This is a genomic window from Indolivaga capnocytophagoides DSM 22835 (assembly GCF_000426485.1).
GTDB lineage: Bacteria > Bacteroidota > Bacteroidia > Bacteroidales > Dysgonomonadaceae > Dysgonomonas_A > Dysgonomonas_A capnocytophagoides.
On record NZ_AUFL01000016.1, the window covers coordinates 1 to 14,524 of the forward strand.

At 39.9% G+C, this 14,524-nt stretch carries 7 protein-coding genes; all 7 read right to left on the reverse strand.

Annotated elements, in window-relative coordinates:
• Nucleotides 1-245: 245 nt before the first annotated feature.
• Nucleotides 246-785 (reverse strand): terminase small subunit-like protein, encoded by a 540-nt coding sequence (locus K322_RS19070; RefSeq protein WP_051290738.1) that lies wholly within the window; start codon nt 783-785, stop codon nt 246-248.
• A 127-nt stretch (nt 786-912) separates the two neighbouring features.
• On the reverse strand, nt 913-2,772 hold the full coding sequence (locus K322_RS19075) for a RagB/SusD family nutrient uptake outer membrane protein (RefSeq protein WP_051290739.1): 1,860 nt from the start codon (nt 2,770-2,772) through the stop codon (nt 913-915).
• A gap of 32 nt (nt 2,773-2,804) precedes the next feature.
• Nucleotides 2,805-5,987, reverse strand: coding sequence for a SusC/RagA family TonB-linked outer membrane protein (locus K322_RS0109615; RefSeq protein ID WP_051290740.1), 3,183 nt, complete (start codon nt 5,985-5,987; stop codon nt 2,805-2,807).
• A gap of 95 nt (nt 5,988-6,082) precedes the next feature.
• Complete coding sequence (locus K322_RS0109620) at nt 6,083-7,747, reverse strand: fasciclin domain-containing protein (protein WP_026626697.1); 1,665 nt, start codon at nt 7,745-7,747, stop codon at nt 6,083-6,085.
• A 41-nt stretch (nt 7,748-7,788) separates the two neighbouring features.
• On the reverse strand, nt 7,789-9,576 hold the full coding sequence (locus K322_RS0109625) for a fasciclin domain-containing protein (RefSeq protein ID WP_026626698.1): 1,788 nt from the start codon (nt 9,574-9,576) through the stop codon (nt 7,789-7,791).
• 6 nt (nt 9,577-9,582) lie between these two features.
• Nucleotides 9,583-11,178: a RagB/SusD family nutrient uptake outer membrane protein gene (locus K322_RS0109630; RefSeq protein WP_026626699.1), complete on the reverse strand. Its 1,596-nt coding sequence runs from the start codon at nt 11,176-11,178 to the stop codon at nt 9,583-9,585.
• 35 nt (nt 11,179-11,213) lie between these two features.
• The gene (locus K322_RS0109635; RefSeq protein WP_026626700.1) at nt 11,214-14,507 is read right to left on the reverse strand and encodes a SusC/RagA family TonB-linked outer membrane protein; all 3,294 of its coding nucleotides are present in this window, start codon (nt 14,505-14,507) and stop codon (nt 11,214-11,216) included.
• Between the last annotated feature and the right edge of the window lie 17 nt (nt 14,508-14,524).

Sequence of the window (14,524 nt, forward strand, 5' to 3'; positions counted from 1 at the left end):
CTAAATGCTGTTTGAGCCTGAAAGGCGAGTTTTATTTAGTTTCGCCCGTGAACGTTGTCAGATAGGCAGAGCCTCGCAGCGCCAAAGACCTTTTGATTCCTTTTGGGGCTTTGGCCAAAAGGAATACAAGCAATCTATGATTGCGCGTAGTAAAAAAAATATTTTTCAAATACTGATTCACATAATTATCAATTGAAAACTATTCATTTTTCATTTTCAAAAAGGTTACAAAAGTTACACTAAAATCAGTTATCAGACGTTATTTGCATAACTCTGGTACTCTGCGGCTGATTTTGGAGCGACTCTTGATACTCCCTTTCTTCTTCCTCTTTCCATAATTGGTATTCCAGTTCTTCTTGTAAAATACGTTCTTTCTCCTTCAGTTCCGCAAAATTTTTTTTCTCTTTATTGCTGATGTCGCTTTCTTTGGATATTGCCATTTTCAGGGTCTTTTCATCCGGAGCATATTCTTTCACGGTTACTGTTTTTCCTGCCAGATACAATTCACCGTATTCATCTAAGGCATATTTATAACGGGTTGTAGTAACTGTATGCCCTTGTTCTACTCTCTGCCTCAGTATCTGACGTGCTTTTTGTGCCAACCGTTCGTCTCTCTCCAGACGGGCATTCTCAACCATCTCCTCAAAATCGGGATATTTGATCATCCACTGATAAAATGTTTTACGGCTGATATTGTGTATCGAGCAGATTTCACCCAATGTATACTCATCTTGTTCTATTGCTTCTGCGATTTGTTTTCCCAGTTTTTCTGTGTATTTTGCCATAATTGAATGTATTTTTCATTATAGATAAAATTTCAGAAAACAGCAGAAAACTATATGTTATGATCTGCATCGCAAAATAAAAAAGAGGAACTCATCACCGAGCTCCCCTCTTCTACTAAAATCAAGATCACTCCGAGGCATGTTCATTTTTAGGGAGAAACCAATTAGCAGCCGTCAGGCTCGGAGCAGACTTTCCTGCAGCTTGAAATTTCTCCTGTAATATTTTATTCAGAAATCCGGTTCCATCTTCTCCGGTCTTATTTCTACGCATTGCCACACGTAAAAGTGTACCCCATCTGTTTCCCTCAAAGCCGCATTCCAACGCATTTTCCGAAACAATAGCATCTTCCATCCATTTTATAGAATCGGATTTAGTTTGCACCCAATCCGGTCTTTCTACATTTTTCAGGCTGGCTCGTCCTCTTATACCGTAATTCAAATACCATGGAGACCTGTACACATTATACGGACTGCTGTTGTTGCGGGCATCCAGATAAAACGGTTCAGGATAAGGTACAGAAGCCACATTGTCACTCAGAGGTTTGTAGCCGGTGTATTGCACACCTTCTTTATCAGAACGTGTATTACCATCTGATTTTACCCAATCGTAATTCGTATTTATACCATTATTGACTATTGCATAAGCAATATCGGGATAGCCTGCCCGGTTGGCAGCTTCGGCATAACGAAGATGAAGCAATCCAGCCCGATATAAGAACCATTTTCCGTTTTTCGAATATTTGTCCGTTGCAAACTGATTATATAACAGATGAATTGTTTTATTATCATCCGTAGTCTGTCCATAATAATCATACAGATATTTAATCACAACGGGCTGACCGTTTACATATTCGAAAGAAGACTCACGCCCACGCCCGTCGAATACGAAGTCATTGCTTTGCACCTGAGTTTCCCACATGCCATCGATAGCCCATGCCGAAGGTTTAAGATAATATTTACCTTCTCCCGTATTGGCAAACAGTTCGATCAAAGGATATGAAGGTGCAAATTTAGTATCGTAACTCATCATGGTTATCATTTCCCGTCTCAATTCGGTATCGGTCGAAGACCTCGAGAAAATTTCTTTCCATTTATTACGGTACGCATTCAGGTCAGCACCTTTATAACGCTCATAACACACCTGAAAACGAGGTTCGTTCGAACCTGCCCAAACCCATCCATCCAGTTTATAAGCCAGATATTCCGATCCGCTGAATAGTTTTGTCTCCGACTCTTTCAGAAAGTTAGAGTATTGAGTAGCAGCCTGTACATAATCATCCGCCCAGAGATACAAATCTCCCAGCATCAGTTTTTTATTCAAGAAAAACATCCTCAGCAAATATCCGTCAGATGTTTGGCTATACAATGGAGAGTCCATAGACAAATCTAAAGTAGGAACAGCGTTCATACATTTGATCAGTTCCTGTACCAATTGATCGAACTGATATACCGGAAATTTATCGGTGGATAAATCCTGAACCGTCAAAAGCGGATCTGTAACATAATACACCTCACCGAAATGAGTAGCCATCTCTAGATACACCCAGCAACGGATTGTCATCACATCGGCATACCGGTAACTGTAATCAGCTTTAGTCATTTTATTTTCAGCGAGCATTTTATCAAAATTGCTCAGAGCATCGTTACAGTTTAATATCACTTCATAAAAAGGAGCAATCTCACACCATTTATTAGTACTAGTCGCCGTATGATTATTTATGGCAACCAGATCAGGAGTGGCATTGGTTGTTACATCCATCATATCGCCTCTGAGTTCTTCGAGTACGACAACCCTGTCTACCAACCCCATAAATTTTGAATATATGCCCAGAATGGCATTATCCGCATCTGATGTGGTTTTATAATTATCATCAGGATTGATCGCGTTATTCTGGTCAGCATCAAGCATATCAGAACAAGACACCAAAGCTGTTGTCATAAACAAAACTATAAATACAGCTTTTATTGATTTATATAGTTTCAGCATATCTTTTATATTTATTTTTATTCTTAAATCTGTTATAAACCAATCTTCACACCGAACAATACAGAACGTGCAATCGGACTCATTCCCATATCAATACCATAATACAATGGATTTTGGCTCGCGCTGAATTCAGGATCATAACCTAAATATTTAGTAAATGTCAGCATGTTATTGCCGGTTACATAAGCCTGCAAAGTCTTTATAAACTTCTGTTTGATAGGGAAGTCATAAGACAGCGTTACAGTTTTCATCCTTAAATAAGATCCATCCTCAATCCAACGATCCGAAAAACGAGAGTTTTCCATCGGATCCTTCCATACCGCACGGGGAGTATTGGTTATCTGCCCTTCGTGCGTCCAACGATTTAATACTGCCTTTGTCTGGTTGTCATATCCTTGCATCGACTCCAGATCCTGACGCAGAGCATTATAGATATCGTTTCCGACAGAATAAGTAAGAACAGCACTCAATGTGAATGATTTGTATTGTAAAGAAGTATTGATATTACCGAAGATATCGGGATTGGGATCTCCTATCACAACCATATCTTTATCATCGATAATCTTATCCGAACTATTTACATTCACAAAACGTACATCGCCTGCTCCAAATGCAACTGATGACCCGTTGGCATTCAGTTTGCTCAATCCGGCAGATGCAGCCTCTTCGCTTGTCGCATAAACACCGTTTGTCTTATAGCCATAAAACTGTCCGATAGGTGCTCCGACTTTGGTTCTGACATATCCTCCGGCAATCTCTGTTATCTTATTATCGGTAGATAGCTCTGTTACTTTATTTTTATAATGAGCGATATTTACCCCCAAGTCCCATTTTAAGTCCCGGTTATCTATAATACGACTATTAATACCCAGCTCAAATCCGGTATTTTTCATTGCTCCGTCATTCTTTGCATACATACTTATACCGGCGGCACCTTGCAGTTGTTCCCACATAAGCATATCGGTGGTCTTGCTTGTGTAGATATCGGCACTCACACTCAAGCGATCGTTAAATAAACCGACATCCAATCCCGCATTTAGTTTTGTATTATTCTCCCATTTCAATTCCGGATTGGCTATATTTCCGCGTACAAAGCCATAGTATCCCAAAAAGTTTTGAGAATTATAATACGAACGGGCTGTATAATTACCTATATCGCTGTTTCCCGTACGGGTATATCCGAGTCTGAATTTCAGAAAACTGATTTTATCCACACCCGCCATAAAGTCTTCGGATGAGATCAGCCATGCTGCCGAAAGAGAAGGAAAAACCCCGAATACATTATCGAACATCTTTAATCCTGATGCTTCTTTTCCTATGCGTGACGAACCATCGATAGCCATATTAAACGATACTAAATATTTATTCTTGTATCCATAATCGGCATTCAGATAGTATGATAACCACTTCCAGTTATCTTCACTCCCGCTTTTCTGAGTCAGGTCTATATCGCCCTGCCCTATTGTCTGCAAGTTATCATTTGCCGAGTTATATGCTTTCACCTGATCAAACTCCGAATTATTTGTCTGATATCTCACTCCGGCTCTGGCTGTCAGGTCATGATCGACATTAAACTTACGACTGTAATTGAATCGCAAATCGCCGTAATATTGAAGATAACGTCCTACCATAGATTGCATTTCGTTTCTGACCTCAGCCGTAGGAAGCATTTGATGATGCAGTCCGTTAGACGGAAGGAATATATTCTCCCGAACCTTATCGAAAGTCAAGCCAAAAATGGCATTGATCGAAAAATCTTTATTCAACTTGAATATCCCTTCGAGATTACCTAAGAAACGGTAATTTTTACTTTTCTGGAAAGTCTGCTCATCGACCAAAGCCGATGGATTAGTAACTCCGAAAATATCAGCCTGTTCGAATTTCGGAGATTGTGCTCCCGTTTCATCATATACATTTGCTGCCATAAACGGAGACTTTATCAGACTGGCGTAAATAGGATTCAGATCCCGATTCAACCGCTCGTTCATCAAATCTTTTTCGGCATACGAAAAATTCATGTTTGCATTCAGCTTTATATTAGCCGACATATTCACCTGAGTATTGAACTGTGTATTATACCGCGAATATGTAGAATTTTTTACGATCCCATCTTGTCCGGTATATCCAACCGAAAGGGCGTATAGCGCAACATCATCTCCACCTTTTACAGATATACCAAGATTATTTGTCATACTGCTTTCAAAAACTTTACCCTGCCAGTCGGTATTATGATTATACCTGTAATAATCGGCATTACCAGATATCCCCCAATTCTCAACTACGGGTTTCTCCTGATTAATAAAAGGCAAAGCCTGTATTTCTGAGGCTGTATAAAGCCCGCTGCTTGATAACATTTCCGACAGATATGCTTTAGACTCCCAGCCATTGAGCATACGGTATTGGGTTTTAGGTGTCAGGTTGATACCTGTATGCGCATAGAAATCAATTGATGTTGCCTGCGTTTTCGCTTTAGCCGTTGTTATCAGGACAACTCCATTTGCTCCGCGGCTGCCATAAATGGATGTATTATCTTTCAGTACAGTAATATTCTCTATATCTTTCAGATCCAAACCCGAAAGAGGAGTTGTCATATTACCATCAACTAAAGAAGTTCCTATTGAGGAGTTTTCGTACGGAATACCGTCAATGATAATCAAAGGTTGATTCGTTGCATTTAAGGAAGTAAATCCCCTAAGGAATAGATTTCCCCCGGCTCCGGGTGCACCTGATCTTGTCAAACTATTAAGACCGGCCCCTTCATCCTGAAGAATACTCTCAACACCTACAGATCCCTTCTTATAGGAATTCTTCAAAGAAACAGGAGAAACCGATGCCGTAGACTGCCACAGATCAGCCGTACCGAATGGAGTATTTACTGTCCGGTTCAACTCTCTGAATGTATCATCATACAGGAACACGGTGATTTCTTTGCGACCCTTTACGGCAACTGTTTGTGTTGCATATCCCGGAATCTGAACCTGAATAAACGCTCCATCGACGGTTTTGGACAGATTGAACCGTCCTTCATCATCGGTAATAGATGATGATATCCCCGGAATGGATACTGCAGCTCCGGCTACAGGTTTCTTTGTTGCGGATTCTATCACAACTCCGGTGATTACACTTTCTTTCGTCTCCTTTTCCTGACCGAAGGCCAAAGCCGAAGCCGAAAATATAGCTAATGAAAGTATGTATTTCTTTATATATGTCATCATAGTTTAATAACAGATAGAATATTAATGATATATTTTTTATTCACAGTCACCCTGTTATTACTTCAGCATGCTAAGCAATAAGAAGGTCTGAGACCTTACTCAGCGGGAAGTTTAGGTACTAATAGAATATAGTCTAAAAACAGCATCCCCTGAGCACTGGTAGCATTCGTACGGGCTGTATTACACAACCACATTGTCAGTTTACCTGAAGCCGGTACGCTCATTATTCCCGAATCATCTTTCTCAATGGGCTTACTTATATACTGGGTTGTATTATTCACCAGATCCCATTTTCTCATTACGCGTTCTTTATGAATGCCTGCTGTATCCTGACTCACAAAAGCCACCTTATCTCCCAGATAATTATTTATTACACCATTGGCTGTACTGTATCCGAGTTCGGGTTCCCCGGGCATCGAAACAAACAATTTTTGTTCAAACCTGAATATATGGTTCGGATCTGAAAAATGCCAGTCGATATCATCGTATGCAACATAACGGATTTCATAATCCACTGAATTTACAGACGTTTGATATTTTATATGGAAGTTCTGCGTATTAGCCAAAGCTCCGTTATTGTCCCAGTAAAAGGTTTTGGATTGGGTGTAAGTAGAGTCCTGCCCCTTAGATCCAGTTACATGAATAACATCAGACTGCACAAAACGGCAATTCAACATGATATCCTTTTCGCCGCTCGCCCATCTTTTGAATCTCACATATAAGTTAGATTTGGATGTGGAAGAAGAATAATTCTCACCTTCAATTCTAACAGGCTTGATCTTTTCTTTCAATAAGATATTGCTCTTCGAAATCACATATACCCGTCCGTTAGAAGCCTCATATGTAGCTTTGATATTCGCTCTATTTATAGGGACCTTCACATCATCTACATTCAGTACCGTATCGACAGCAGTAAGGTCTACCACTTTATTTAAAGAAATTACCATATCCTGACAGACATTCTTTTTCGACAAAGGTTCTGTTAAAGAATCGACCTGCTGTTTGAAGTATGGCATATATTTATCTTTAAGAAAAGTAAAGCCATCGTCTTCAAGCAACACGTAAGTCACCAAAGAATCTTCACTATTGATCGGGTATTTTGTCAGAAACGGGTTCACATCCACCCATACAGTATCATATACAAGCTGTCCGTTTGCATCCACCCCTATCTGTACACTTTTATCGGTATCCATTACTTTAGTATTCATCCCTTCGAGATATTGAACCTGTTTGTAATCTTTATACTTCGATATGATATAATCAAACACATTCTCTTTTAGGTCAAACAGTTTATCGGTAACATGTACTACACCATTGCCGGCGGCCTGATCTGCCGATACGATTTTAGCTCCCTCCAAAGTCTGGGACGAAGCATCGAACCTGATATATTTGGTGTTTATCATTTTCAGTTTGCTGTGTATAGCCGCATCTGTTGATATACTTTTTCCATAAGCTATCTGATAAGCTATAATTTTACGCAATGCCGTTGTATTAGTGGTATCAATACCATCCCATGCCGAATTGCGAGGAGCAAAAACCGTAAAATTCGAAGCCTCCTCCAGCAATAAATCATATCCGGTCTTTTCTATTAAACGGGCAAAGACAGACAGATCGGGATTGCTTTTGATCTGCTCCAACAGATCAGACTTAGAGGTATCGTCCGTCCCTTTCACATGGTCGTCCCATTCGTTTTCGCTACAGGCTGTAAAGCCTGCAACAAAAACCAATATCAGTATATATATTATTCTGTAATTATTCATACGTATTTCTCTATTTGGGTCTCAGACCCTTTTGTTACTTATTATCTTGCATCATTATCGGCAGAACAACCCAAATTTGTGGGTGCAATATTCTCACAATCCGTACCTTTATAAATAGTATTTCCTTCTACGTCGAAACGAGGCCACAACTGATCGTTATCCACAGGTATAAATTGAACCATATCAAGCCACACATTAGATGCTTTGGCCTGATTGACTGATACAAATTTCAGCCAGTGACGACCGGTAGCTTCTACCACTATTGTTCCCATCAGGCGGGCATTCATTGTACTGTTGCGTTCCTTTGCCGTATAACGTTTCATTCCGGCAGCCAGTAACGATTCGGCTGCAGTTGCGGTATCAAAATATTCCGACAAGTCTACAATATTTGATAATGCCTGATCATCTTTGCCATCCTGTTCAAATACTCCTTTAATTTTATCTCCGTATCCGGCTCTTCTCCAACACAACCACACATTATAAGTACCTTCGGTGAGCAAAGGAGTTTGCATAGACATAGATGTTATACGATTGAAGTTTACCTGTAGATTATCATAGTAAGCATAAGCTGTTTTTGCATTATATGCAGCTTCGGTACAATATTGGATAGAGGTATATGCCGAATTTCGAATTTCGAATTTCATTTCGGAAAAATTATCTAATGGCATATCAATAGCCTGCGCCACTCCCTTTTTACGGAATTCTTTCAATTTCATAATTTCGGGTTGTTCGGCAAGATCCCAATATACAGCCATTGCAGGACGTACAACCGGTCCTACATAACCGCCCAAGTCTATCAAAACGCCATTATCGCAACTATAATCCGTGTATGTCGAAGATTTTAAAACAGGGACACCTTTTTCATAAATTCCGGCTGTTACATTTTTATATTCATTTACCAGAAGCGAATCATTGCTGTTTTTGAAAGTCAAAACCTGATTGGGGGCAGCAGTCTGTAATGCACTAAGCATACTCAAATCCGCCACATAATACAATCCGTTAAGGCAGTGATACGCTGCATACGTCCATAATAATGTTTTTTGAGAAGTTATCTCGGGCAGCTCCTTTGCCAGATATTTCAACAAATCGGCTTTAGAAGATATACCTGCTTGTTGGAAGCTGTTGTCGCTTTGCAGCAAAACAGTTCTCCAGACATCGGTCTTCGAAACGGAAAGAGAATCAATCCATCCGGTTTCTTTCATTATCGTTTTAAAAAGTGAATACGTCTCCGGAAGATTAGAAACTTCATCGGCCAGTGTCGATTGGTTGGGAGACAATACTTCATCTACTTTATTGATATACCCGTTGGCACAGCGTATGTCCTTAACTGTGATCACACCTTGACGATTGACACGTATAGAAGCCGTTGTTCCGGAAGACTCGGTTGCGGTAGTCAGGTATTTTTTCAATAAGGTAGGGCTCGGCAAACGTCCGTCTACAAAATCACTCGTTTGCAAGGTGTCGTTCACAATGTGGAACTTAACCATATTTTCGAGTTCGGTATCCGAAAAATCTTTCCATGACGACTTACCCTTCTGCTTCGCATATGCGTCTATGGCATCGTTAGTAGGGATAAAGCAGGTATATGTACCATAGGCATGTATCATACCCCGAAATCCTGTTTTATCGACTATCTCAAGAAAAGTAGACATCGAAGGATCTTTTTGTGTTATATATTCATCTATCATGATATCATCCGATACCACGAAGGTTTTCCCGTCCAGATCATCGTTACAAGAAGAATGGCTCAGAACAATCACTATTAATGCCAATAGCGAAAAGAATGATTTGAATATATTTTCCGGCTTTAAATATTTCGTTTTTTTCATGATATCTTATTTAGATGATGCATAAAATGGATTTTGCGTCAGATTCGGATTGGTTTCTACAACCGACTGCAATATAGGCCAGTAACAGAACCATTCGCTCTTGTATTTTACCAGAAGGCTGGTCAGTTTATCAGCTGGTGCAGCATTTATCGCTAATTGCTGTAAGTAAGAATAGTTGGCTTCCGAGAAATTATCACGTTTCGCATGGCGCAGAGCATCATACCAACGTTTTCCTTCGAATGCAAATTCTCTGCCCCGCTCATCATAGATTAGTTTTTCGAGTAACAGCGGACTGATTTCAGTCTCATTATCGAAATTAGTTTCGGGAGTTTCTATTGCATTTGCTCTTTCTCTCACCTGCTTTACAAGAGCATAAGCATCCTTCAATTTTGTCTGATCATTATTTGTCTTTGACAGTTGAGTAAGCGCCTCAGCTTTCATCAATAAAACTTCGGGATAGCGGTAAACAATCCAATGAGGGAATGTCTGCCTTGTTCTCATTGCAGATGAACGATCAAGCCCTACCCATTTCCATATATAAGAACCTTTATAAGAAAAAGAGTTACCTCTTATATCATACACATCACGGTCATCGCCGGTATATTCAGGAAAAATCTCTTCCGATAATATTTCCGAATTAGGAATTAATGCCGGACGTATCTGATTAAACCATAAATAGAATGGGTCTGTTAGAGTTTCATGAGTCTTAGGGAACTGTATTTCGAATATACTTTCTACTGAATTGCCAGTCACATATAGCTTATCGAACAACGAATTGACATCCGATTCACTCACATGATAGACACTATCGATGTTAGACCCGTTTATCACCTCGTATTTTGCTTTTGACACAGGTATAAGAGAAAATTGTCCCGAACCGATTATCTGAGTACAAAGATCAGAGCAAGCCTGATAGTTTTCCTGCCACAGATAAATATCCGCTAAAAGGGTTTTTGCAGACCATTGGGTCATCCGGCCTTTGTTCGAGTCATTGTCTTTATAAGTGAGGGGTAGATTATCAATAGCAGTTAGCAGCTGAGTCACCAGAGTCTCTAATATCTCATCACCTCCGGTTTTGGGAACATTATAGTCTTGCTTATCTGAAGAAGATGCTTTTTCTATAAATGGAACATCTTTAAAAGAACGTACCAAATAGAAGTACATCATCGCCCTGAGAGTAACAGCCTCACCCTCATATTGTTTAAGCAATTTATCGGAAAAAGAAGCATCCAGGGATTGTACAGCTGCGGCATTTTCCAGCACATCATTACATTGATTTATTGTTGTGTAAAGTGCACCCCAATCCAGTACTATCGCATTATCGGTACTTATTTCTCCTTTTATTATATTCGAAACGTTTGCATTGGCAGACGTTCCGGTAGCGGTAAGATCTGCTCTGAGCTCACCCCACATATACAAATCCTTTATCAATGATTCATCCAACATCGATGAGTAACATCCGATCACAGCCGACTCTACATCTTCTTTATTCTTCCAGAATTTAGAATCCACAATTCCATCCACAGGTTCCAGATCGAGCCAGTCCGAGCAGGAAATCATAAATACGGAAATTGCGAGTATGGCAAATATCTTTTTTATCATAATATTATCTATTTCATGTTATTGATTTCTTTCGATCAAAAAGTAAGGTTAATTCCGATAGAGGCTGTTTTCGCACGGGGAGCCTTTGATGTATCATAACCCAATTTATTCAGGTCATTACTTCTCGAGCTTACCTCCGGATCCAATCCGGAATAATTAGTCCATACATACAGATTATACAGTGTACAATACAGACTCAATGCTGAAACACCCAAACGTCGAACAACATCTTTTTCGAATGTATACTTCAGTGTCAGCGATTGGAAACGCAGGAATGATCCATCTTCGACGTAACGGTCTGATGCCAGCCAGTTATATCCTTTTTTATACAAGGCACGAGGCAGAAGGTCAGCCGGAGCATCTGCTTCATTCTCATAAGATGTACGCCATCTGCGAAGTACGGCTTTACTTTGATTTTTAAAATCGTACATCGACTCCATCGACATTTTTGTGGAGTTAATTATATCGCAGCCATAACGGAAATTGAAATAAGCATCCAGCGACCAGTTCTTATATTTCACACCGGGACCAAAACCTCCGGTCAGTTTAGGGTTAGCATTTCCCAGATAGACAATATCCTGTTGATTGATATTTCCATCGTTGTTTATATCCACGTATTTGGCATCTCCCGCTTCGAATTCGTAGCCCACAGTCGGATACCAGAATTTCATTTTCACGGGAACTCTTTGTCCGTTTTCATAGGTATAAATAGGATTGCCGCTCTTATCTTTTGCAATAGTCTGCGCGTCATTCAGATATACACCATCGTATTTGTATCCATAAAACGATCCAACCGGATTACCCACCTGTATACGGGTCATGAAATTACCGTTAGATGCAGTAGGCGTTGTAGATGTAGATATATTGTCTGACAACTTGGTGATAATATTATCATTATGAGCCAAAGTCATTCTGAAGTTAACTGTCCAATCTTTGTTCTTGAACGGAGTTGAAAATATCCCAAGCTCCCATCCTTTATTCTCAATTGTTCCTGCATTCATCGGAATATTATTATAACCCGAAGTATTAGAAATAGCCGCTTTTTCGAAGAATTGATTATCAGTGGTACGTTTATACCAGTTGAAATCGATATTTATGCGGTCATTGAATGCTATAAAATTCAAACCGGTATTAATTTCGGATGTTTGCTCCCATTTCAAATCTTCCAATTGCATACTTGATACATATACCCCCTGTTGACCAAGGTATGTATAATCGTAAGAGCCATATTGTTTGTAATACAGATAGTTTTTAGAGATGGCATTTCCATTGACACCATAGCTGATACGGTAACTAAGATCGTCTAGAAATTCGAACTTCTTCATGAACGACTCATTCGAAATTCTCCAACGGAACGATAGACTCGGAAAATATCCGTAACGATGTTTTCTGCTATATTTAGAATCTCCATCCATACGAATCACCCCATTCAACAAATACTTGTCCATAAACCCATACTGAGCAGTAAGTAACGCAGACATAGTACGTTCTTGAGTACGAGAAGATGCAGTGGAAATAATACGAGATGATAATGAAGGATCCTGAATCTCGGTCGATGCGGTATTAGCAGACACAAGCCCCCAGCCTTCTACTTTCTTATCATAAGTGGAGAATTGTGTTCCGAAGAAAAGGGTATGCTTATCGCTTCCCAACTTAGGATTATATGAGAGACGAGTAAATGTCTGTACAAGAAAAGCTTCGGCATCGGCATCTTCGGCTCTGTTCACCGTATTTTCATACCAAGGTCGTCCTGTTGCGATCTGAGGTAAAAACTTCTTATTCTTTTCACTGCTGATATCAAAAGCCAAATCGGCATCGAGTATCAATTGAGAGGGAATAATCTGATATTGAATCGAAAATTTAGGTCTGATACGGTCGGTTATCACATCCCATGTTCCTTCCTCGGCCATTGCCAAGGGGTTGTATACTCCTCCTGTGTATTTACTTAAGTTAGCAGAAGTAAAGTCTCCCTGAGGCGTTGTTGCGGGTGAAAAATATTTTCCGGTATTAACGCCGGTATCAGTATATTCATAGATAGATTGGTTAGGCATCTTTGTATATGCCGACTCCAATAAATCGGTCATGTAATTTTTATTATTCTTGGAGTGTGTATACGAAAAGTCAGCCGAAACACGCATCCGTTCCGAAATATTATAATTCAGATTGAAGTTGGTCGTCACACGATCCAAAGACTGCCCGATAACATTACCTTTCTGATTATAATACCCCAACGACATCCGGTACAGAGCTTTAGTTCCTCCTCCCGAGATAGACAAGTTATGATCTTGTGTCCATCCGGTTTGAGTAACAGCATCAACCCAATCGGTATCCTGTCCGTAATTGTGATAATAATAAGGATTATTAGGGTCACGCGCAAATTCAGGATAAGAAGATAAATCTATCGGTATACCCGAATTCTGGAAAGCCTCCTGTATCATTGTCACATACTCGTTTCCGTTGAGTGTTTTTATCGGAGAACCCATTGTCGTCGCAGATCCTTTGAAAGAATACGAGATACGGGGCGGTCCGTAAGTACCACGTTTAGTTTTAATCAATAATACACCGTTAGCACCCTTACTACCATACAAAGCAGTAGCAGCGGCATCTTTCAACACCGATATTTCGGCAATATCAGAAGGAGATATATTCAATAGCTGCGAATAACTGTCTTCATCGGCGGTAGCAAAGTCAAAATCAGATGATATTGTGGCATCATAAGGAATATTATCGACAACAATAAGCGGATTAGCATTCGAATTTATCGAAGACGTTCCGCGTATACGGATAGCCATACCGGCTCCGGGCTCTCCCGAAGTAGCAGTGATATCCACTCCGGCCATACGTCCCTGCAAGGCTTCGTCAATAGAGGCAACAGGCAAATCTTCTATTTCTCCGGCATCTATTTTACTGTATGCGTAAGTCATGTCTCGCTCTGCTATAGCAAACGGACCGGCATTAGCTTTCTTTTTGGCAGTAACAACAACTTCAGTCAAACCTTTAGCATCTTCTTCCATCACACAATTAATCTCTCTGGATGCTGTAGACAAAGCTATACTCTTCGATTTGAAACCGATGGTCGTAAAAACAAGTTTGTGACCGGCTTTAGGTGTAACTTTAAGACTAAAATTACCATCTAAATCGGTTTGAGATCCTATCACAATACGGTTGTCTTTATCCATTTCCACTACCGAACAGCCAATTATAGGCTCTTTGTCCGTAGCCGAAGTGACCTTTCCCCGTATAAGTACGCTTTCCTGAGCGTGTAACGTCATCCCTGTCATCAGAAACAGACATAACAATAGATATAAGATTGAATTTTTTCTATTCATTGATAATCTGATTTAAG

Coding starts and splice junctions, on each gene's coding strand:
- K322_RS19075 (WP_051290739.1), bottom strand. CDS start 2,772: ATGCTGAAACTATATAAATCAATAAAAGCTGTATTTATAGTTTTGTTT.
- K322_RS0109625 (WP_026626698.1), bottom strand. CDS start 9,576: ATGAAAAAAACGAAATATTTAAAGCCGGAAAATATATTCAAATCATTC.
- K322_RS19070 (WP_051290738.1), bottom strand. CDS start 785: ATGGCAAAATACACAGAAAAACTGGGAAAACAAATCGCAGAAGCAATA.
- K322_RS0109635 (WP_026626700.1), bottom strand. CDS start 14,507: ATGAATAGAAAAAATTCAATCTTATATCTATTGTTATGTCTGTTTCTG.
- K322_RS0109630 (WP_026626699.1), bottom strand. CDS start 11,178: ATGATAAAAAAGATATTTGCCATACTCGCAATTTCCGTATTTATGATT.
- K322_RS0109615 (WP_051290740.1), bottom strand. CDS start 5,987: ATGATGACATATATAAAGAAATACATACTTTCATTAGCTATATTTTCG.
- K322_RS0109620 (WP_026626697.1), bottom strand. CDS start 7,747: ATGAATAATTACAGAATAATATATATACTGATATTGGTTTTTGTTGCA.